18 protein-coding genes are annotated in these 19,737 nt (G+C 72.3%); 13 read left to right on the top strand and 5 right to left on the bottom strand.

The window, feature by feature from the left end:
* Positions 1 to 2: 2 nt before the first annotated feature.
* From OO60_RS36710 to OO60_RS36685, 6 genes are all read left to right on the top strand, one after another.
* Positions 3 to 854 carry a branched-chain amino acid ABC transporter permease gene (locus OO60_RS36710; protein ID WP_033263074.1) on the top strand — a complete coding sequence of 284 codons (852 nt, stop codon included), beginning with the start codon at positions 3 to 5 and terminating at the stop codon, positions 852 to 854.
* On the top strand, positions 851 to 1,897 hold the full coding sequence (locus tag OO60_RS36705; RefSeq protein ID WP_033263073.1) for a branched-chain amino acid ABC transporter permease: 1,047 nt from the start codon (positions 851 to 853) through the stop codon (positions 1,895 to 1,897). The genes OO60_RS36710 and OO60_RS36705 overlap by 4 nt, the downstream gene beginning before the upstream one ends.
* An 11-nt stretch (positions 1,898 to 1,908) precedes the next feature.
* A complete protein-coding gene (locus OO60_RS36700) occupies positions 1,909 to 3,222 on the top strand; it encodes an ABC transporter substrate-binding protein (protein ID WP_003086481.1) in 1,314 nt (437 codons plus the stop codon).
* A gap of 187 nt (positions 3,223 to 3,409) precedes the next feature.
* Positions 3,410 to 3,976 (top strand): TetR/AcrR family transcriptional regulator, encoded by a 567-nt coding sequence (locus tag OO60_RS36695; protein ID WP_003086479.1) that lies wholly within the window; start codon positions 3,410 to 3,412, stop codon positions 3,974 to 3,976.
* 21 nt (positions 3,977 to 3,997) lie between these two features.
* On the top strand, positions 3,998 to 4,948 hold the full coding sequence (locus OO60_RS36690; protein WP_003086477.1) for a GlxA family transcriptional regulator: 951 nt from the start codon (positions 3,998 to 4,000) through the stop codon (positions 4,946 to 4,948).
* Between the two features lie 200 nt (positions 4,949 to 5,148).
* Positions 5,149 to 6,255: an MFS transporter gene (locus tag OO60_RS36685; RefSeq protein WP_420835562.1), complete on the top strand. Its 1,107-nt coding sequence runs from the start codon at positions 5,149 to 5,151 to the stop codon at positions 6,253 to 6,255.
* Here the strand turns inward: OO60_RS36685 and OO60_RS36680 are convergent.
* The 3 genes from OO60_RS36680 to OO60_RS36670 all read right to left on the bottom strand — a co-directional run bounded on the left by OO60_RS36680 (position 6,224) and on the right by OO60_RS36670 (position 8,333).
* Positions 6,224 to 6,418, bottom strand: coding sequence for a hypothetical protein (locus OO60_RS36680; RefSeq protein ID WP_003086473.1), 195 nt, complete (start codon positions 6,416 to 6,418; stop codon positions 6,224 to 6,226). The two genes, OO60_RS36685 and OO60_RS36680, sit on opposite strands and share 32 nt — an antisense overlap.
* Before the next feature lie 71 nt (positions 6,419 to 6,489).
* On the bottom strand, positions 6,490 to 7,146 hold the full coding sequence (locus tag OO60_RS36675; protein ID WP_033263072.1) for a response regulator: 657 nt from the start codon (positions 7,144 to 7,146) through the stop codon (positions 6,490 to 6,492).
* Positions 7,134 to 8,333, bottom strand: coding sequence for a sensor histidine kinase (locus tag OO60_RS36670; protein WP_033263071.1), 1,200 nt, complete (start codon positions 8,331 to 8,333; stop codon positions 7,134 to 7,136). Before OO60_RS36670 ends, OO60_RS36675 begins: the two co-directional genes overlap by 13 nt.
* A gap of 133 nt (positions 8,334 to 8,466) precedes the next feature.
* Between OO60_RS36670 and OO60_RS36665 the strand changes: the two genes are divergently transcribed.
* The 4 genes from OO60_RS36665 to OO60_RS36650 all read left to right on the top strand — a co-directional run bounded on the left by OO60_RS36665 (position 8,467) and on the right by OO60_RS36650 (position 13,304).
* Positions 8,467 to 9,207: an ABC transporter ATP-binding protein gene (locus OO60_RS36665; RefSeq protein WP_003086470.1), complete on the top strand. Its 741-nt coding sequence runs from the start codon at positions 8,467 to 8,469 to the stop codon at positions 9,205 to 9,207.
* 3 nt (positions 9,208 to 9,210) lie between these two features.
* Positions 9,211 to 11,742 carry an FtsX-like permease family protein gene (locus OO60_RS36660; RefSeq protein WP_081911300.1) on the top strand — a complete coding sequence of 844 codons (2,532 nt, stop codon included), beginning with the start codon at positions 9,211 to 9,213 and terminating at the stop codon, positions 11,740 to 11,742.
* Positions 11,743 to 11,973: 231 nt separating this feature from the next.
* On the top strand, positions 11,974 to 12,639 hold the full coding sequence (locus tag OO60_RS36655; protein WP_003104516.1) for a glycoside hydrolase family 11 protein: 666 nt from the start codon (positions 11,974 to 11,976) through the stop codon (positions 12,637 to 12,639).
* A gap of 2 nt (positions 12,640 to 12,641) precedes the next feature.
* Positions 12,642 to 13,304 (top strand): polysaccharide deacetylase family protein, encoded by a 663-nt coding sequence (locus OO60_RS36650; protein WP_003104518.1) that lies wholly within the window; start codon positions 12,642 to 12,644, stop codon positions 13,302 to 13,304.
* A gap of 47 nt (positions 13,305 to 13,351) precedes the next feature.
* Here OO60_RS36650 and OO60_RS36645 read toward each other — a convergent pair whose 3' ends face one another.
* Positions 13,352 to 14,026 carry a hypothetical protein gene (locus tag OO60_RS36645; protein WP_003104520.1) on the bottom strand — a complete coding sequence of 225 codons (675 nt, stop codon included), beginning with the start codon at positions 14,024 to 14,026 and terminating at the stop codon, positions 13,352 to 13,354.
* A gap of 69 nt (positions 14,027 to 14,095) precedes the next feature.
* Positions 14,096 to 14,308, bottom strand: a complete 213-nt coding sequence (locus tag OO60_RS36640) for a DUF5988 family protein (protein ID WP_003104522.1) — start codon at positions 14,306 to 14,308, stop codon at positions 14,096 to 14,098.
* A gap of 335 nt (positions 14,309 to 14,643) precedes the next feature.
* Between OO60_RS36640 and OO60_RS36635 the strand changes: the two genes are divergently transcribed.
* From OO60_RS36635 to OO60_RS36625, 3 genes are all read left to right on the top strand, one after another.
* Complete coding sequence (locus OO60_RS36635) at positions 14,644 to 15,558, top strand: ABC transporter ATP-binding protein (protein ID WP_033263070.1); 915 nt, start codon at positions 14,644 to 14,646, stop codon at positions 15,556 to 15,558.
* Between the two features lie 67 nt (positions 15,559 to 15,625).
* The gene (locus OO60_RS36630; RefSeq protein ID WP_033263069.1) at positions 15,626 to 16,957 is read left to right on the top strand and encodes an ABC transporter permease; all 1,332 of its coding nucleotides are present in this window, start codon (positions 15,626 to 15,628) and stop codon (positions 16,955 to 16,957) included.
* Positions 16,958 to 16,960: 3 nt separating this feature from the next.
* A complete protein-coding gene (locus OO60_RS36625) occupies positions 16,961 to 19,702 on the top strand; it encodes a bifunctional YncE family protein/alkaline phosphatase family protein (RefSeq protein WP_033263068.1) in 2,742 nt (913 codons plus the stop codon).
* Positions 19,703 to 19,737 lie beyond the last annotated feature (35 nt).

Raw genomic sequence — 19,737 nt, 5'->3', positions numbered from 1 at the left:
GTATGCAGGACTTCTTCGACCTGACCCTCGGCGGGATCTCGGCCGGCGCGGTGTACGCGGCGCTCGGGCTCGCCCTGGTCATCATCTACCGGGCCACCCGGGTGGTGAACTTCGCGCAGCCCGCCCTCGCCCTGATCTCGACCTACCTCGCGTACTCGGTGACGAAGGCGACGGGCAGCTACTGGCTCGGGTTCGCCGTCGCGATCGTCGCCGGGACCGTGCTGGGCGTCGCCACCGAACGGCTGCTCATCCGGCCGCTGCGGCACCGCTCCGAGCTGAGCTCGATCATCGTCACGCTCGGGCTTCTGCTGGTGCTGCAGGCGGTCGCGGGCATGATCTGGTCCAACGAACCGCTGGCGTTCCCGTACGCCTTCGACTTCCGCGGCCGGTTCTCCGCCAACGACCTGTTCGTCGTCCTGGTCGTGCTCGCGATCGCCGCCCTCGTGCTGGTGCTGTTCAAGTACACGCCGCTGGGCCTGCGGATGCGCGCGGCCGCGTTCGCCCCCGAGGTGGCGCGCACGCTCGGCGTGCGGGTCGGGCTGATGCTCACCGCCGGCTGGGGCCTGGCCGCGGGCGTCGGCTCGCTGGCCGGGCTGCTCGCCACGCCGCCGTTCCTCTTCCCGAACGTGCTGGACGGCGTCTTCGTCTACGCGCTCACCGCGGCGGTGCTCGGCGGCCTCGACAACCCGATGGGCACCATCGCCGGCGGGTTCGTTCTCGGCGTCGGACTGTCCTATGTGTCCGGCTACTTCGGACCGGAGATGGTGACGATCGCCGCGCTGGCCATCCTGGTGGTCGTGCTGACCCTGCGGCCCAGCGGGTTGTTCGGCCGGGCCAAGGTGAGGCGGGTATGACCGTGCGCACCAGGACCCCGGACGTCCGAGCGAAGCCGGTGGAGAAACGCCGCGTGCTGCCGCCGCTGCTCGTCCACGCGCTGGCCGCACTGGCGGCGCTCGCGGTGGTCGTGCTGCTGACCCTGGTCACCGACGAGTTCACCAACCTGCGGATCGCGACCATCGGCTACTACCTGGTCGCGGTGGCCGGGCTGACCCTGCTGACCGGCCTCACCGGCCAGGTTTCCCTGGGCCACGGCGCCTTCATGTTCATCGGCGCCTACACGGTCGCGCTGCTGGTGAAGCACGTGCCGTCGTTCCCGCTGTGGGCCGACCTGCTGCTGGCCTCGGCCGCCGGCGGGCTCGCCGGGCTGCTGGCGGGCGCCGCCGCGGCCCGGCTGCGCGGCCCGTACCTCGCCGGGGCGACCCTGGCGCTGGCCGTCGGGCTGCCCGCGCTGACCCGCAAGTTCCCCGATTTTCTCGGCGGCAGCAACGGGTTGAGCTTCACCGTCCACAGCAGACCGGCCGGAATCGGCGTGCCGGAGCTGCGCTGGCAGACCTGGATCGTCTGGCTCAGCGTGCTGCTGGCCCTGGTGCTGGTGGTGAACATCGCTCGCGGCCGGCTCGGGCGGGACTTCCGCGCGGTCCGCGACGACGAGGTCGCCGCCGCGCTGAGCGGGATCGCCGTCGGCCGCACCAAGATCCTCGCGTTCCTGGTCAGTGCGGTCTGCGGCGGCCTCGCCGGCGGCCTGCAGGCGTTCCTGCTCGGCACCGCCGCACCGGGCTCGTTCACGCCCGCGCTGTCGCTCAGCCTGCTGGCGGCGGTGGTGCTGGGCGGGCTCGGGTCACTCTGGGGCGCGCTGTGGGGCGCGGTCGCGCTCGTGTACTTCCAGGCGTGGTCCGAGGACCTCGCCGACGTGCTGCACCTGAACACCGACGTGGCCAACAACCTCCCGCTCGCGGTGTACGGCGTGATCCTCATCGTCGTCGTGCTCGCCTTCCCGCGTGGCATCCAGGGCGGTTTCCGGTGGCTGCGCGGGCTTCTCCGCCGATCCGCCGAGTGAGAAGGAGAACCATGAGAAAGACCAGTATCGGCGCGGTTTTCGCCGCCGCCGCCCTGACGCTCAGCGCGTGCGGGGGCGCGGGGGAGAGCGACGGCGGCGGGCAGCAGGCCGCCGACTCGGCCGTCGGCGTCACGAAGGACACCGTCGTCATCGGCACCCACCAGCCGCTCACCGGCCCGGCCGCGCCGGGCTACAGCAAGATCTCCGTCGGCGCCCGCGCGGTGTACCAGGCGATCAACGACGGCGGCGGGATCAACGGGCGCAAGATCGACTACAAGGTGGAGGACGACGGCTACAACCCGACGAAGACCGTCGAGGTCGTGAAGAAACTCGTGCTGCAGGACAAGGTGTTCGCGATCGTCGGCGGCCTCGGCACGCCGACGCACTCGAAGGTCGTCGACTACCTGAACTCCGAAGGCGTCCCGGACCTGCTCGTGTCGTCCGGCGCGCTCGCCTGGGACAACCCGCAGAAGGACCCGATGACCTTCGGGTACCAGGTGGACTACACGCGCGAAGGCAAGATCCAGGGCAAGTACGTCAAGGAGAACCTCGCGGGCAAGAAGGTCGGGTACTTCACGCAGAACGACGACGTCGGCCGCGACACCCAGGCCGGGCTCGACCAGTTCGTCAAGGACCAGACCGTCGTCCGGCAGGGCTACGACAGCGCCAACACCGACGTCACGCCCCAGCTGTCCGCGCTGAAGGGTGCCGGCGCGGAGGTCGTCGTCTGCGCCTGCATCCCGGCGTTCACCGCGCTGGCCATCCTGGCCGCGGCGAAGATCGGCTACCACCCGCAGTTCGTGGTCAGCAGCATCGGCGCGGACCCGGCGACGCTTTCGGGGCTGCTGCAGGACTTCGCCAAGCGCGGCGGCGCGAGCGTGTCGAGCGGGCAGCTGCTGGCCGGCCTGATCGGCACCGGCTACCTGCCGGACGTGGCCCAGACGTCGGACCCGTGGGTGGCCTACTTCAAGGGCATCCACGACAAGTACATCGCGAAGGAGCCGTTCACCAACACCGTCCTCTTCGGCATGGTGCAGGCCTACACGTTCGGGCAGGCGCTCAAGGCGGCCGGACCGGACCCGACGCGGCAGAAGGTCGTCGACGCGATGAGCTCCGGCGCGCTGAAGGGACCGGGCCTGACGCCGTTCGGCTTCTCGAAGGAGTCGCACTCCGGCTACACCGGCGCGTACGTGTTCAAGATCAATCCGGACACCACGACGACGGTGATCCAGCCACCGGCCGTCACCGACCGCGGCACCGGCGCGATCACGCCGTACACCGGCGAGCGGGCGACCCCGGAGCAGGTGAACCTGGTGCGCAAGTGAGGGCGGGGCCGGGCTGTTCCGCGGCCCGGCCCACCCGCCGGCCTCCGCTCGCCCCGCCCGCACTGCCGCGAATGACTCATTCGGGACGTCCGACGTCCCGAATGAGTCATTCGCGACCTTGGGGGGAGCGCGTCGGCACGGGCACCGTCGAACCTTCGCCGGGTCCCCGCTCGCTTAGGGTGGCGCCATGACGGTCAGGGAGAAGGTGGTGCGGGCGGCGGTGCGCCTGTTCGCCGAGAAGGGCTTCGAGGCGACGACGGTCCGGGAGATCGTCGAGGCCGCCGGCGTCACCAAGGGCGGCCTCTACCACTACTTCGAGTCCAAGGACGACCTGCTGTTCGAGATCTACGCCGCCATGCTGCGGATGCAGACGCGGCGGATGGTGACGATCGCCGAGTCGGACCTGCCGCTGCCGGAGCGGCTGCACGCGATCGTCGCCGACGTCGTCGTCACGAGCATCGCCGACCTCGACGCGGCGACGGTGTTCTTCCAGTCGTTCCCGCTGCTGGAAAAGTCCAAGCAGGTCCAGGTGCGGGCCGAGCGGCGCACCTACCACGAGCGGGTGCGTGACCTGGTCGCCGAGGGCCAGCGGACCGGTGTCTTCCGCGCCGACGTCCCGGCCGACCTGGTGATCAACTACCACTTCGGCGCCATCCACCGGCTGGGCATGTGGTACCACGCCGACGGCGAGCTGTCGGGGGAGCAGGTGGGCGAGCACTTCGCGAACCTGATGCTGCGCAGCCTCCGTCCTTAGTGGACGATCTATCGTGGTGGCATGCACACCGTGGCCGTCCTCGCGCTGGACCGGGTCGTCCCGTTCGACCTGGCGACGCCCATCGAAGTCTTCTCGCGCACCCGCCTCCCGGACGGCGCCCCGGCGTACGAGGTCCGGATCTGCGGCCCGGCGCCCGAGGTGGACGCGGGGATGTTCACGCTGCGGCCGCCGTGGGGCCTGGCCGGGCTCGCCGACGCGGACACGATCATGGTGCCGGGCCGCTCGTCGAACCCGCCGGTGCCGCCCGAGGTGCTGGCCGCGTTGCGCACGGCCGCGGCGCGGGGCGCGCGGATCGCGTCGATCTGCTCGGGCGCGTTCGTCCTGGCGGCCACCGGGCTGCTGGACGGCCTGCGCGCGACGACCCACTGGGCCGCGGCCGCCGAGCTGGCCCGCCTGCACCCGGCGGTGGAGGTGGACCCGGACGTGCTGTACGTCGACAACGGCCGGTTGCTCAGTTCGGCGGGCGCGGCGGCCGGCCTCGACCTGTGCCTCCACCTGATCCGCCGCGACCACGGCTCGGCCGTGGCGGCCGACGCGGCCCGCCTGTCGGTGATGCCGCTGGAGCGCGAAGGCGGTCAGGCGCAGTTCATCGTCCAGGACCCGCCGCCGGTGCCGCGCGGATCGGAGCTGGAACCGGTGCTGGAGTGGCTGGAGCGCAACTCCGCGGACGAGCTGACGCTGCCGGCCATCGCGGCGCGGGTGGGGATGAGCACGCGGACGCTGAACCGCCGGTTCCGCGAGCAGACGGGCACCACCCCGCTGCAGTGGCTGCTGCGGGCCAGGGTCCGGCGGGCGCAGCACCTGCTGGAGGCCACGGACGAGCCGGTGGACCGGATCGCGGGGCAGGTCGGCTTCGGGTCGCCGACGGCGTTCCGGGAACGGTTCAAGCGGGTGGTCGGGACGAGCCCGCAGGCCTACCGGGCGGGGTTCCGGGGCGCCGCGGCGTCGTGACGGGGGGAGGAGCTGGGACGCGGCTCGTGGCGGGTCGCCGGGCGGCCGTAAACCGGTCGCCGCGGGGAGGTCCCGGTCGGTAGGGTCGGCCGCGTGTCGAGCCCCGAAGCGTCCAGGGCCGGGCTGCCGGTCATCCGCGCAGTCCGGTAATCGCCGTTCTTCCCGGGTGACCACGAAATCGTCCGCCGATCTCGTGCTCCCTGGAGTTTCGTGTGCCCCTGTACTTCCTCGCCCTGGCCGTGTTCGCCATGGGTACGTCCGAATTCATGCTCGCCGGGCTGGTGCCCGGCATCGCCGCCGCGCTCGGGGTTTCCCTCGCGCAGGCGGGCTTCCTGACTTCCGCCTTCGCCCTCGGCATGGTCGCCGGGGCGCCGCTGATGGCCGCGCTCGCGCGGCCGTGGCGGCGCCGCTCCGCGCTGCTGGGCTTCCTCGCCGTCTTCGTCGCCGCGCACGTCGGTGGGGCGCTGACGACGTCGTTCGCCGTCCTGGTCGGCACCCGGCTGGTGGCCGCCGTGGCCAACGCCGGGTTCCTCGCCGTCGCCCTGACCGCTGCCGCCGCGCTCGTCCCGCCCGGGCGGCAGGGCCGGGCGCTCGCCGTCCTGCTGGGCGGCACCACCGTGGCGTGCGTTGCCGGTGTTCCCGGTGGTGCCGTGCTGGCCGCCGCGTTCGGGTGGCGTGCCGCGTTCTGGGCGGTCGTCCTCCTGGGCCTGCCCGCCGTCGCCGGGGTGTGGCGGGTGCCCGACACCCCGGCCGGCACGAAACCCGCCGGGCTGCGTGCCGAACTGGCCGAACTCCGCCCGCTCGCCGGGGTGCTGCTGCTCGCCGCGCTGGTCAACGCGGCCACTTTCGGTGTCTTCACCTACCTCGCGCCGCTCGCCGCCGGGCTCGCGCCCGTGGCGGTGGTCCTCGGCGCGTTCGGCGTGGGCTGCTTCGCCGGGGTGACCGCCGCGGGCCGGCTCGCGGACCGGTGGCCCGGCCGGGTCGTGGCGCTCGGTGGGGTGCTGCTGCTCGCCGGCTGGGTCACGCTGGCCCTCGTCCCCGCGGCGCTGCCCGTCCTCGCCTTCACGCAGGGCGCGTTGTCGTTCGCGGTCGGCGGCACGGTGATCACGCGGATCCTGCACCTGGCCACCGGTGCCCCGACGATGGCCGGCTCCTACGCGACCGCGGCGCTCAACGCCGGCGCCACGGCCGGCCCCCTCCTCGCCGGTGCCCTGTTCGGGATCCTCAGCCCGTTCTGGACCGCCGCCGGGCTGGTCGCCGCGGCCCTCGCGGTCTTCAGGCGCGCCGGCGCCGGACGTAGTGGGTGATCAGCAGGCCGATCGTCACCACGGCGATCGCGCCGGCCACCATCCGGGGCACCAAACCCAGGCCCACCAAGGGACCGGCCGCGTTGACCGCTCCGCTGACCACCAGCACCAGCCACAGCAGGACCGGGCTCGAAGAACGCGTCGAAACGTTGTCGTTGTTCATGTCCTGAACGCTAGGCAGCCGACGGCCCGCCGGAAATGCCGTGCGCACCCGGATGCGGGGTAGTGCCTGCGCTACCCCGCATCCCGGCCCAGGTAGGCCAGCACCGCCAGCACCCGGCGGTGTCCCGCGCCTTCGTCCGAGGGCAGCCCGAGCTTCGCGAAGATGTTGCGGATGTGCTTGAGCACCGCGCCGTCGCTGACCACCAGGAGCTCGGCGATCGTGCTGTTGTTGTAGCCCTCCGCCATCAGCGCCAGCACCTCGCGCTCGCGGGCGGTCAGCGCCGCCAGGGGGTCCGCGGTGCGGCGGCGGGCCATCAGCTGGCCGATCACCTCCGGGTCCATCGCCGTGCCGCCCTTCGCGACCCGCTGGAGCGCGTCCAGGAACCGCTCGACCTTGCCCACGCGCTCCTTGAGCAGGTAACCGACGCCGCCGACGCCGTCGGCGAGCAGCTCGACCGCGTAACTCGTCTCCACGTGCGCCGACAGCACCAGCACCGGCAGCGCCGGGTGGATCTCGCGGGCGCGCACGGCCGCGCGCAGGCCCTCGTCGCGGTGGGTCGGCGGCATGCGCACGTCCATCACCACCGCGTCCGGGCGGTCCTGCTCGACGAACGCCAGGAAGTCCTCGGCGTTGTCGACCGCCGCCACCACCTCGATGCCCGCCGTCTTCAGCAGCAGCGCGAGGCCCTCGCGCAACAGCGCGTCGTCCTCCGCGATCACGACCCGCATGGCAGCTCCACTCGCAGCACGGTCGGCCCACCGTGTGGGCTGGTCAGGGTCAGGGTTCCGTCGAAGGCTTCGGCGCGGCGGCGGATGCCGGCCAGCCCGCTGCCGCGGGACTCGTCCGCGCCGCCGCGGCCGTCGTCGCGGATCTCCAGGCACAGCAGCGACGCCGTGCCGCCGAGCACGACGTCCACTTGGGACGCGTCGGCGTGCTTGGTCACGTTCGCCAGCACCTCGGCGACGACGAAGTACGCGGCGGCCTCGACCGCGGCCGGCCGGCCCGTCTCGTACGCGACGTCGACGGCGACCGGCACCGGGCTGCGCTCGGCGAGCGCGCGCACCGCCCCGGCCAGGCCGCGTTCGCTCAGCAGCGGCGGGTAGATGCTCCGGACGACCGTGCGCAGCTCGGCCAGCGCGTCGGTCGCGGTGTCCTGCGCCTTGACCAGCAGGTCACGCGCGGTGACCGGGTCGCGGTCGTACAGCTGACCGGCGATGCCCAGCTGCAGCACGACCGCCGCGATCCGCGCCTGCGTGCCGTCGTGCAGGTCACGCTCGATGCGGCGCAGCTCGGCCCCGTGCGCCTCGAGCGCCGCCGCCCGGGTCGCGGTCAGCTCGGCGACCCGGTCCGCCAGCACGACGCCGGGAGCGGGCGCGAGCAGCTTCCGCGCGGTGCGGGCCTGCCACCGGGCGACGCGCGGCAGCTGCAGCGTCGCCGCGACCATGGCGGCGGCCACCAGCAGGTCCAGCCCGGCCTTCGGCCAGGAGTCGACGACGATCCCCACCGAGCCTTCGATCCCGCCGGGCACCAGCGGCCAGACGAAGCTCGTGATGACCTGCTGCACCGCGCCCAGCGGCAGGCCGAACGCCAGCGCGCCGATGACCATCCCGGTCGCCGCGTGCAGCAGCAGCCACGCGAGGTCGCGGCGGGTGGCGGGGTCCCGGAGCGGGGAGCCGTCGCGGTACGGCTCGGGGATCGGCTCGCCGAGCTTGCGCGCGGCCCGGCGGCGGTCGAGCCCGACGGGCAGGCGCGAAAGCCGGATCATCGGGGTCAGCGACGGGATGCCGATGCCGAACGGGCACAGCAGCAGCACGGCGAACAGCCCGACGAGGGCGAACATCGAGAGCATCGACGTGCCGGCGCCGATCACCAGGTAGCGAACGGCCGACCAGCACTCACGCAGGCGGGTCGTCACCCGGGCAGTGTCCCACCCCACCACCGTGGTGGTGCTGGCGCTACCCCCGATCCACCTCTCCACGGGATCGAACCCGCGGCTTCGCGCTTCTAGTTTTCCTTGGGACGCAAGAGACAGTCTTAAGGGGACAGAGATGACCACAGCGAGCGCGTACGCGCTGGAGCTGACCGGGGTGCGGAAGGTGTACGGCTCCGGCGACGGCGCGGTCACCGCGCTGGACGGGGTGTCGGCCGGGGTGGCGCGGGGGACGTTCACCGCCGTGATGGGCCCGTCCGGCTCGGGCAAGAGCACCTTCCTGCACTGCGCGGCCGGCCTCGACCGGCCGACGTCGGGGCGGGTGCTGCTGGGCGGCACCGAGATCGGCCGGCTGAAGGAAGGCGAGCTGACCCGGCTGCGGCGCACCCGCATCGGGTTCGTCTTCCAGGCCTACAACCTGCTGCCGTCGCTGAACGTGCTGCAGAACATCACGCTGCCGCTGCGGCTCGCCGGGCAGAAGCCGGACCCGCACTGGCTGCGGGAGGTCGTCGACGGCGTGGGGATCGCGAACCGGCTGGAGCACCGCCCGGCGGAGCTGTCCGGCGGGCAGCAGCAGCGCGTCGCGATCGCGCGGGCGCTCGTCACCCGGCCCGAGGTGGTGCTCGCGGACGAGCCGACCGGCGCCCTCGACACCCGCACCGGACGGCAGGTGCTGGACCTGCTCCGCGCCGTCGTCGAGGGCATGGGGCAGACCGTCCTGATGGTCACCCACGACCCGGTCGCCGCCTCGGCCGCGCACGGCGTGCTCTTCCTGGCCGACGGCAAGCTGGCCGGTCACCTCGCGCACCCCACCCCCGAGCGGGTGGCGGAGCGGATGACGCACCTCGGGGAGTGGTGAGCGATGCTGACCCTCGCCTGGCAGACGATCCGCAGCCGGCTCGGCGGTTTCGCCGGCGCCTTCCTCGCCGTCCTGTGCGGCACCGCGCTCATGGCGGCCTGCGGCATCCTCATGGAGTCCGGCCTGCGCGCCGGCGTCCCCACCGAGCGGTACGCCGCCGCGGCCGTCGTCGTCGGTGGCACCCAGTCGGTGCGCCCGCCCGGCGCCGACGCCCTGTCTTCCGAGCAGGTCGGCGAGCAGCCGTCGGTGCCGGCGGCGCTGGCCGGCCGGATCGCCGCGGTGCCCGGCGTCCGCGCCGCGGTCGCGGAACAGAGCTTCCCGGCGCAGGTCGTCACCCGCGACGGGCAGGTGCTCGGCGGGCGGGAGTCGCTGGGCCACAACTGGGACGCGGCGGTGCTGGCGCCGTTCACCCTGCGCGGCGGCGACGCGCCCGCGGCCGGCGGCGACGTCGTGCTGGACGCCGACCTGGCGCGCCGGGCCGGCGTCGGCATCGGCGGGCAGGTGCGGATCATGACCCGGTCGGTGCCGGAGACGTTCAAGGTCACCGGCGTCGTCGACGGCACCTCGCGCCAGTCCTCGATGTTCTTCACCCCGGAACGGGCCGCCGAGCTGGCCGGACGGCCCGGGCAGGTGCACGCCGTCGGCGTCCTCGCCGACCCGGGCGTCGCGCCGGAGGCCCTCGCCGGCCGGGTGCGCGCCGTCGTGGCCGGCGCCGAGGTGACCACGGGCATCGAGCGCAGCAGCATCGAGTTCCTCGACGTCAGCCAGACGCGGGTGCTGCTGCTGGCGATCGCCGGGTCGTTCGGCGGGTTCGCGCTGCTCGTCGCGGTGTTCGTGGTGGCGAGCACGCTGGCGCTGACCATCAACCAGCGCCGCCGGGAGTTCGCGCTGCTGCGGGCGGTCGCGGCCACCCCGAAGCAGATCCGCAAGCTCATCGGCACCGAGACGACGCTGGTCGCGCTCGTCGCCGGGGTGCTGGGCAGCGTGCTGGGCCTGGCGGTCGCCTCCGGCCTGCGTGACGCCTTCGCCGCGATCGGCGTGATCCCGGCCGACTTCGGGCTGGCGATCAGCCCGCTCCCGCTGCTGGCCGCGGTCCTGCTCGGCCTGGGCGCGGCCCGGCTGGCCGCCTGGGCGGCGTCGCGGCGGCCGTCGTCGATCCGGCCCGTCGAGGCGCTGGGCGAGGCCGCGGTTGAACGGCGCGAGCTCGGCCGGGTCCGGGTGCTCACCGGCTGGGGTCTGGTGGCGGCCGGCTTCGGCGGCGCGCTCGTCCCGCTGTTCCTGCACGGTGATATCGCCGCCGCGATCTCGACGATGGCCACCCTGGTGATCGTCATCGGGCTGGCCGTGGTCGGTCCGCAGGTCACCGGGCTGGTGGTGCGGTTCCTCGGCCCGGTGCTGGCCCGGCTCTTCCGGATCAGCGGGTACCTGGCGGGGGCGAACGCCCAGGCCAACGCCCGGCGCGTCGCGGCGGCGATGACCCCGCTGATGCTGGCGGTGGCGTTCGCACTCGCCACGTTCTACGGGCCGACGGCCAGCACCGCGGCGGCGCAGCAGGAAACGGCCCGGTCGACGACGGCCGACTACGTGCTGACCGCGCCGGGTGGGGTTTCGCCGGAGGTGGCCGAGGCGGCCGGGCGGGTGCCGGGGGTTGCCGCGGCGACGCCGGTGGTTCGCACGTCCGTCGTCACGGCTACGCCGGTGGGGGACAGCGTGGAAGTGCAGCGGACGCCTGCGCAGGGCTTGGCCGGCGACCGGGCGGGGGCCGCCCTCGAGCTGGGTGTCGATGCCGGGCGGCTGACCGACCTCACCGGGGAGACCGTGGCGCTCAGCCGGTCCGAGGCGGACTGGCTGGACAAGAAGATCGGTGATGAGGTGTCGTTCTACTTCGGGGACGGTGTGCCGGCGAAACTGCGGCTGGTGGCTACCTACACGCACGATTTGGCGTTCGGTGACTTCGTGCTGCCGGTTGCGCTGGCTCGGGAGCACGTCGGTGGGCGGCTGGATGATTCGGTGCTGGTCCGGCGGCAGCCCGGGGTGGACGCCGGTTCGGTGGCTTCGGCGCTGAGTGCGCTGCCTTACCCGGGGGTGGTGGTGGCTCCGGCGTCCGTTCTGGCCGCTCCGGAAGGTGGTGATCGGCAGGCTCAGTTCTACCTCAACCTTGTCGCGGCTGGGGTTATCGTGGGGTACCTTGCGATTTCGGTGGCCAATACGCTGGTGCTGACCACTGCGCAGCGGGGGCGGGAGTTCGCGCTGCTGCGGTTGATGGGGATGAACCGGCGTCAGGTTACCCGGATGATGCGGCTGGAGGCTGTTGCCACCGTGGGGATTGCGGTTGTTCTCGGGACGCTGGTGGCTGTGGTTCCGTTGGCCCTGTTGAACTTTGCGCTGCGGGGGAATCCGCTTCCAGCCGGTGGGGCGTCTGTCTACTTCGGAATCATCGGGGGTGCGGCGGTGCTCGGGATGGTGGCCATCGGGGTGGCTACCTCGGTGGCGCTGCGGGCGCGGCCGATCGACGCCATAGGTGTACGCGAATAGAACCCGGGTTCCCCAACCCCGAACCGTCCGTGTTCGGGCGTGGTCGTGAGTGGTAAGGGGAGTTCTAACTCGCCTTACCACTCACGACCGGCTTCCGGGGGCGGGTTGCGGGGACGGGCGCGGGAAAGTTTCACGGGTCGAAACTTTCCGAAAGTGATTGCCCCACCGGTGGGGGCGCTCGCATGCTTTTTCCCATCCTGGCTTGCCTGCCAGCCTCGACGAGGAGGACGCATGCTCACCAAGAAACGCGGCCGCAGCGGGATGTTCTTCCGCGGTGCCGTCCTTGCGCTGGTCGCCGCATTGCTGCCCGGTACCGCCTGGGCCGACACGGTCGTCACCACCAACCAGACCGGCTACAACAACGGGTACTACTACTCGTTCTGGAGCGCCGGGGGTGGCTCGGTCTCCATGACGCTCGGGTCCGGTGGGAACTACCGGACCAACTGGAGCAACGTCAACAACTTCGTCGCCGGGAAGGGCTGGGGCAACGGCAGCCGGCGGACCGTGAACTACTCCGGCAGCTTCAACCCCTCCGGCAACAGCTACCTGTCGCTCTACGGCTGGACCTCCAACCCGCTCGTCGAGTACTACATCGTCGACAACTGGGGCAGCTGGCGGCCGACGGGCACCTACAAGGGCACCGTGACCAGCGATGGCGGCACGTACGACATCTACCAGACGACCCGGTACAACGCGCCGTCCGTCGAAGGCAACAAGACCTTCAACCAGTACTGGAGCGTGCGGCAGCAGCGGCGGACCGGTGGCAGCATCACCACCGGCAACCACTTCGACGCCTGGGGCCGTGCCGGGATGCCGCTCGGCAACTTCAAGTACTACATGATCCTCGCCACCGAGGGTTACCAGAGCAGCGGCAACTCGAACATCTCGGTGGGCTGATCATGCGCCGGCTGAGTGCTTTCGTGGCCACGGCGGCCATCGCCGTGGCGAGTGCGGTTGCCGTCACGCCGGCGCAGGCCGCCGCGTGCGGTGGGTACGTCGGGCTGACGTTCGACGACGGGCCGTCGAACGCCCACACCCCGGCCATTCTGAACGCGCTGCGGCAGAACGGGTTGCGGGCCACGATGTTCAACGAGGGCCAGTACGCCGCCGCGTACCCGGCCCAGGTCCGGGCCGAGGTGAGCGCCGGGATGTGGGTGGGCAACCACAGCTACACGCACCCGCACCTCACCCAGCAGAGCCAGGCCCAGGTGGATTCCGAGATCTCCCGTACCCAGCAGGCGATCGCGGCGGCGGGCGGCGGTACGCCCCGGCTGTTCCGGCCGCCCTACGGGGAAACCAACGCGACGGTCCAGTCGGTCGAGGCCAAGTACGGCCTGCGGCAGATCATCTGGGACGTCGATTCGGGAGACTGGAACAACGCGAGCGTCAGTGCGATCGTCGCGGCCAACGGCCGGCTCCAGAACGGGCAGGTCATCCTGATGCACGAATGGCCGGCCAACACGCTGTCGGCCATTCCGCAGATCGCCCAGAACCTGGCGAGCCGCGGGTTGTGCGCGGGCATGATCTCCCCGCAGACCGGCCGGGCGGTCGCGCCGGGCTGAGGGGACGGTGGCGCGGCGGTTGCACCCCGCCGCGCCACCTCCGCTCCTCATTCGACGTACCACTCCACGCGCGCCGAGTCCGGCGCGAGCGGCCGGACCTCCGCGCACGTCTGGTGGTTCACCAGGAGCCCGGTGGTCCGGCAGAAGCGCGTCACCCCGTCGAGAGCCGGCGCCGGGGTGAAGTTGCGGGCCGTCAGGTGGGCCTGCCACACCTCGGCGGCGTGGTCGCCGGTCGATTCCGCGACGCGCCAGCAGCCGCCGGACCCGCAGTCGATGTCCTCGATGATTCGCAGCTGCGCGGGACCGGGCAGGACGCCTTCGTCGCTGGGGGCCTCCTGCCACCCGGCGACCAGCACCCCGCCGGTGACGACGAAGCCGCCGAACGCCGGCAGCAGCCACGGACCGGGCTTGCGGCTGCCGATCGCGCAGACCACCGCCGCCAGCGTGGTGTGCAGCCAGTAGACCTCGATCGCCGCCGGCACCCACGGCCCGGCCAGGCCCAGTTCCCGCGGCAGCACGAACCACGCCAGCAACGCCAGCAGGACCAGGCCGGTCACCACGCCGGCGCGGCCGGAGCGCGCCGCCGCGCACCACACGAGGATCGGGACCAGCGCGAACAGCCCGGCGAACGGATCGTCCCGCGAGAACGTGACCACCGCCACGGCCGCCACCGCGACAGCCGCGCGCCACCAATGGGTCTTCACCTGCTCCGCAGTCAGCACCCCGCCATTATCTTCGGCGCGATTGCCGGGCGGCCGGTTTTCCTGTGGAGGTTTTGTGGAGGTTCCGGATCACTCCGCGACGCGCGTGCGGCCGCACCAGGCGAACACCGGGACCTGGTCGCCGCCGCTGGTGGTCGTGAACTCGCCGTCGTGGGAGAAGTGTTCGTAGCCGGCACCGAAGCTGACCTTGGCGATTTCGCCGATGCTGCCGACCGTCCATTCGCGGTGCCGCTCGGCCAGTTCGGCCGGACCACCGGAAAGCGTCACCCTGATCTTCGCCATGATTCGTTCTCCGTGGGTTCGTCATGCGGGAAGAAGAACCGGGAATGTGGTCTTCGTCTCTCGACGATGCCTGACCGCGGAATGCCGTGTCAAGATGACCGGCTCCTATGTCGAAATGGCGGTGAATAGGGGTTGACCGCCATTTCGGTAAGGGTTTTCCGGGTGGTGGGACAGGGGTTGCCCGCCCCGCCAAGGCAAGCGGCCGGTTAACTCGGACATTTCACCGGCGCGGCGATGGCCGGTCGGCTGGCGTTCCCGGAGCGTTCACTTGCCGCGCGTGCCCCCGTCATTTGCGGTGCCTAAGTTTCTTCGCGCAGGCGGAACGGAAGGCACCCATGGACGCACCACTGGCAGTGAGCGCGCGCGGGGTCACCAAGTGCTTCGGTGACGTCGTCGCGCTGGACGGCGTCGACTTCGACGTGGCGGCGGGCCACATCCACGGCCTGGTCGGCCCGAACGGCGCCGGCAAGACGACGCTGCTCGGCCTGCTGCTGAGCCTGGCCGTCGCCGACGAAGGCGAGCTGGACGTCTTCGGCACGCCGGTCGGCCGGTCGCCGGGCGGTGTCGCCGGCTTCGTGGACGGGCCCGGCCTCTACCCGTCGCTGACCGCCCGGCAGAACCTCACGGCACTGGCCAGGCTCGGCGGCCACCGCGCGGACCCGGGTGACGTCCTCGACCAGGTCGGCCTCGCCGACGTCGCCGACGACCGGGTGCGCGGGTTCTCCCTCGGCATGCGCCAGCGGCTCGGCCTGGCCGCGGCCCTGCTCACCGAACCGCGCCTGCTGGTGCTCGACGAGCCGGCCAACGGCCTGGACCCGGCGGGCAAGAAGCACGTCCACGGCGTCCTGGACCGGCTGGCCGCGGCGGGCACCACGGTGGTGCTCTCCAGCCACCGGATGGACGACCTCGAGGCGCTGTGCGCGGAGGTGACGATCCTCGCCACCGGCCGCGTGGTGTTCACCGGGCCGCCGGCCAAGCTGTCGGCGGAGAACAGCGAGCTCGCCTACCGCCTGCGGACCTCCGACCCGGCGGCGGCGCGGCGCGTGCTCGCGCAGACGCGGGGGATCACGGAGGAGAAGGCGGCCCGGGGTGACGCGGAGGTCCTGGTGATCCGCGCCCGGGTCCCGGCGCTGGACGAGCTGGTCCGCCGCCTGGTGCAGGACGGCGTGGCGGTGCGGGAGCTCGCGCCGGTCGTGTCCCCGCTGGAGGCCGCGTTCCTCGCGCTGACCGAGCAGGGAGGTGGCCGGTGATCGCGCCCGGCCGGGCCGCCGCGGCCCGCCAGCCCCGAACGTCCCGCCGCCCCGCAGGAGCACCCCGATGACCGTCGATGCCTCCGTCCGTCCCGTCCCCACCACCCGCGCCTACCGGTTCGAGCTGGTCAAGCTCTTCGCGACCTGGCGCATCCGCCTGCTCGTCCTCGCCTGCTGGCTCGCTCCCGCGGTCTTCGTCGCCGCGGTCAGCCGGCAGAGTTCCCTGCCGGTCGACACCCTTTTCGGCCGGTGGATGAACGCCACCGGGTGGGCCGGTCCGCTCGTCATGCTCGGGTTCGCCGGCACCTACGCCCTTCCGCTGCTCACCTCCGTCGTCGCCGGGGACGTGTTCGCCGCCGAAGACCGGCTCGGGACGTGGCGGCACCTGCTCGTCGCCGTCCGGTCCGCGCGGCGGATCTTCGCCGCGAAAGCGCTTGCCAGCCTCACGGTCATCCTGCTGCTCGTGGCCGGGATGGCCGTCTCCAGCACCGCCGGCGGGCTGCTCGCGGTCGGGAACCGGGCCCTGGTCGGCTTCGACGGCCACCTCCTCACCCCCGGCGACGCCGCCGCGAAAGTCCTGCTCGCCTGGGTGAGCGTGCTCGCCCCGACGCTCGCCCTCGCCGGGATCGGGCTGCTCGGGTCCGTCCTTTGGGGACGGTCGCCGATGGGGCTGCTGCTACCCGCCGTCGTCGCGCTCGCGATGGCGCTCGCCCAGCTGCTGCCGCTGCCTGTCGCCGTCCGGCTCGCGCTGCCCAGCTACGCCTTCGTCGCGTGGAACGGCCTGTTCACCGACCCCGGCCAGCTCGGCCCGCTGCTGATCGGCGTCGGCGTCGGTCTCGCGTGGGCCGTCGCCGCGACCGCGCTGGCCTACTGGCTGTTCGTGCGCCGCGACTTCACCAACGCCGCCCACGACGGCTCCCGGCGCCGCGCGCTCGCCGTCCTGCCGCTGGCCGCGCTCTTCGCGGCCACCGCCGGGATCATCGCCGCGGCGGCGCCCGCGCTGGGCTCCGGGATCGGCCAGGACAACCTGCAGCAGTCGGTCGCCACGGCGTTCGCGCACCTCTACCGCCTGCAGGCCGGGCAGCTGCACCGCCCCGAAGTCACCGAAGCGCAGCTCGCGGCGACCGCCGCCTGCACCAAGGGTGACGGCCTCGTCGAGCCCGAAGGGCCCGGCAACGACTGGCGGTGCGTCGTCTCCTGGCACCTGCCCGGCGTCGCCGCCACCGGGTCGGCCGTCTACCAGCTGGACGTCACCTCGGACGGGCGGTACGTCGCCGACGGCGACGGGCCGAAGGAGGTCAACGGCTACTTCCAGGTGCGGACCCCGGACGGGGACCAGCCCAACCCGCTCTGGCAGTTCGACGCCAACGTCGAGCTGCTTTCCACCACGAAGGGATAACCGATGCAGGTAACCCGCCGCAGAAGGCATACCAGGAAGGGCGCGCCCGGCCGCCGGTTCCGCTTCGCCACGGCCGGGTCGGTCACGCTCGTGCTCGTCGCCGCCGGCACCGGCACCGGTGTCGCGTCGACGTGGCAGTTCGGCGAGGACCAGGTCGGCCAGGTCACCGGCCAGGGCCAGGTCGTCGCCGCCGACCAGTACCTCGACCCGATCGGCAACCGGCTGGTCGTCAACAACGGCAAGATCATGGCGTCCTCGGTCAGCCCCGACGGCAGCCACCTCGCCGCGCTGACCACCGACGGCGGGATCGCGCTCACCGTCGTCGACCTGAAGAGCTGGCAGGTGCAGCAGCTCGTCGGCAACTCCGCGACGGCGAACCTGCGCATCCCCGGCAACGACGTCGGCCAGGAAGGCCCGTCGTACTCCCCGGACGGGAAGTCGTTGTGGCTGGCGCAGACCGACGGCTACACGAAGTTCACGGTGAACCCGGACGGCACGGTCGCCGCGCCGGTGGCGGTCAAGATCCCGGCGGACGGCGCGAAGCACGCCCTGGTGGCGCAGGCGGTGTTCTCGCCCGATGGGTCCACTGTGTACTCCGCGGTCAACGGCCAGAACCGGGTCGTCGCCCTCGACGCGGCGACCGGCGCGGTCAAGCAGAGCTGGGCCGTCGGCAACGCCCCGCGTGACCTGGTCCTGGTCGGCAGCAAGCTGTACGTCAGCAACGAAGGCGGCCGCCCGGCACGCCCCGGCGAGCCGACCCTGAACTCCTACAACACCCAGGTGCCGGCCAGCCGGTTCACCGGCGCCACCACCAGCGGCACGGTCAGCGTCATCGACCTGGCGAAGCCGGCCGCCGCGCCGGCGAGCATCGACGTCGGCCTGCACCCGACCGCGGTGTACGCCAAGGGCGGCGCGCTGTTCGTCACCAACACCGCGAGCAACACCGTCTCGGTCATCGACACCTCCCGCGACCAGGTCGTCCAGACCATCGCGACGCAGCCGTGGCCGGAGGCGAGCGTCGGCTACGAGCCCGACGGCGTCACCCTCACCGCCGACGGGCACCTGCTGGTGACGCTCGGCCGCGCCAACGCGGTCGCCGTCTACCGCTACCACCGGGCACAGGAACCGGTGAGCTACGTGGGCCTGCTGCCGACGGACTACTTCCCGACGGCGATCGCCACGGTCGGTCCGGACATCCTCGTCTCCAACACCCGCGGGATCGACGCCCGCCGCCCGACCACCGCGGCCGGGCACGGCACGCACGACACGACGTCGAGCCTGCAGAGGTTCCGGCTGCCGAACGACCTGGTGACCCGCGCGTACACCGCCAAGGTGTTCTGGCAGAACGGCTGGACACCGGGCTCGGTCCAGGTGGCCCACGACAACGGCCACCGCAGCCCGGTGCCGGTCCCGGCGCGGCTCGGCGACCCGTCGACGATCAAACACGTTTTCCTGCTGGTCAAGGAGAACCGGACCTACGACCAGGTCTTCGGTGACGACTCCCGCGGCAACGGCGACCCGGCGGTGACGCAGTTCGGCGAGAACGTGACGCCGAACCAGCACGCGCTCGAGCGCCAGTTCGGGTTGTACGACAACACCTACGACATCGGCACGAACTCCGCCGAGGGCCACAACTGGCTGATGCAGGCCGACAACCCCGAGTACACCGAGTCTTCGGCGGGGGAGTACCTGCGCAGCTACGACACCGAGGACGACGCGCTCGGCCACCAGAGCACCGGGTTCCTCTGGACCGGCGCGCAGGCGGCCGGGAAGTCGGTGCGCGACTTCGGCGAGTTCCAGCAGTTCCTGACCAAGCCGGCCGGGGCGAGCTGGCAGAACCTGTACTGCGACGCCAAGAACATGGCCAACACCGGGGAACCGACGGCCTACCCGCTGGTGTCGTCGTCGCCGATCCCGTCGCTGAACGACGTTTCGGTGCCGGGCTTCCCGAAGTTCGACACCGCGGTGCCGGACGTCTACCGCTACCAGATCTGGAAGGACGACTTCGAGAAGCACGGGCCGGCGAACCTGAACATGTTCTGGCTGTCGAGCGACCACACCGGCGGCCCGCCCAACGCGGCCGCCCAGGTCGCCGACAACGACCTCGCGGTCGGCCGGATCGTCGACGAGATCTCGCACAGCCCGTACTGGAAGGACTCGGCGATCTTCGTCGTCGAGGACGACTCGCAGGCCGGTCTGGACCACGTCGACGGCCACCGCGCGCCGGTGCAGATCATCAGCCCGTACGCCCGGCACGGCGTCGTCGACAGCCACTACTACTCGCAGATCACCATGATCCGCACGATCGAGCAGATCCTCGGCGTCAAGCCGATGAACCAGAAGGACAGCGCGGCGACGCCGATGAGTGCGGCCTTCCAGCAGAAGCCGGACCTGACGCCGTTCACCGCGCTGCCGAACCGGACGTCGCTGACGGCGGGCCTGGCGACCCAGCCGTCCTGCGGCCCGGACGTCCCGGCGGCGGCGAACCCGGCCGCCGCACCGGTGCCGTCTTCGGCGGTGCCCGCGGACAAGCAGCACGTGGCGGCGCAGTGGCAGGAGTGGACGACGCACCAGCGCCTGACCGGCCCGGACGCCGTCGCCGACTACGCCAACCCCGCGCAGATGAACCACTTCACGTGGTACCAGACGCACGGCTGGCAGCTGCCCTACCCGGGTGAGAACCAGGTGTACGCCCCGGAGCAGGTGCCGGGGGCCTTCATCCCGTCCGCGGAATCGGACGGCTGAGCCGGTGCCGGGAGGCTCCCCTGTGGGGGCCTCCC

It is taken from the genome of Amycolatopsis vancoresmycina, from assembly GCF_000716785.1.
Classification (GTDB): domain Bacteria; phylum Actinomycetota; class Actinomycetes; order Mycobacteriales; family Pseudonocardiaceae; genus Amycolatopsis; species Amycolatopsis vancoresmycina.
The sequence above is the reverse complement of the archived record's forward strand: the minus strand, read 5'-3'. Positions and strand labels throughout refer to the sequence as shown.

What these genes read in the sequence shown, in the direction of transcription:
- OO60_RS36705 (WP_033263073.1), top strand. Translation starts at nt 851, where the DNA reads ATGACCGTGCGCACCAGGACCCCGGACGTCCGAGCGAAGCCGGTGGAG.
- OO60_RS36650 (WP_003104518.1), top strand. Translation starts at nt 12,642, where the DNA reads ATGCGCCGGCTGAGTGCTTTCGTGGCCACGGCGGCCATCGCCGTGGCG.
- OO60_RS36690 (WP_003086477.1), top strand. Translation starts at nt 3,998, where the DNA reads ATGCACACCGTGGCCGTCCTCGCGCTGGACCGGGTCGTCCCGTTCGAC.
- OO60_RS36675 (WP_033263072.1), bottom strand. Translation starts at nt 7,146, where the DNA reads ATGCGGGTCGTGATCGCGGAGGACGACGCGCTGTTGCGCGAGGGCCTC.
- OO60_RS36665 (WP_003086470.1), top strand. Translation starts at nt 8,467, where the DNA reads ATGACCACAGCGAGCGCGTACGCGCTGGAGCTGACCGGGGTGCGGAAG.
- OO60_RS36695 (WP_003086479.1), top strand. Translation starts at nt 3,410, where the DNA reads ATGACGGTCAGGGAGAAGGTGGTGCGGGCGGCGGTGCGCCTGTTCGCC.
- OO60_RS36655 (WP_003104516.1), top strand. Translation starts at nt 11,974, where the DNA reads ATGCTCACCAAGAAACGCGGCCGCAGCGGGATGTTCTTCCGCGGTGCC.
- OO60_RS36680 (WP_003086473.1), bottom strand. Translation starts at nt 6,418, where the DNA reads ATGAACAACGACAACGTTTCGACGCGTTCTTCGAGCCCGGTCCTGCTG.
- OO60_RS36700 (WP_003086481.1), top strand. Translation starts at nt 1,909, where the DNA reads ATGAGAAAGACCAGTATCGGCGCGGTTTTCGCCGCCGCCGCCCTGACG.
- OO60_RS36625 (WP_033263068.1), top strand. Translation starts at nt 16,961, where the DNA reads ATGCAGGTAACCCGCCGCAGAAGGCATACCAGGAAGGGCGCGCCCGGC.
- OO60_RS36640 (WP_003104522.1), bottom strand. Translation starts at nt 14,308, where the DNA reads ATGGCGAAGATCAGGGTGACGCTTTCCGGTGGTCCGGCCGAACTGGCC.
- OO60_RS36635 (WP_033263070.1), top strand. Translation starts at nt 14,644, where the DNA reads ATGGACGCACCACTGGCAGTGAGCGCGCGCGGGGTCACCAAGTGCTTC.
- OO60_RS36710 (WP_033263074.1), top strand. Translation starts at nt 3, where the DNA reads ATGCAGGACTTCTTCGACCTGACCCTCGGCGGGATCTCGGCCGGCGCG.
- OO60_RS36660 (WP_081911300.1), top strand. Translation starts at nt 9,211, where the DNA reads ATGCTGACCCTCGCCTGGCAGACGATCCGCAGCCGGCTCGGCGGTTTC.
- OO60_RS36630 (WP_033263069.1), top strand. Translation starts at nt 15,626, where the DNA reads ATGACCGTCGATGCCTCCGTCCGTCCCGTCCCCACCACCCGCGCCTAC.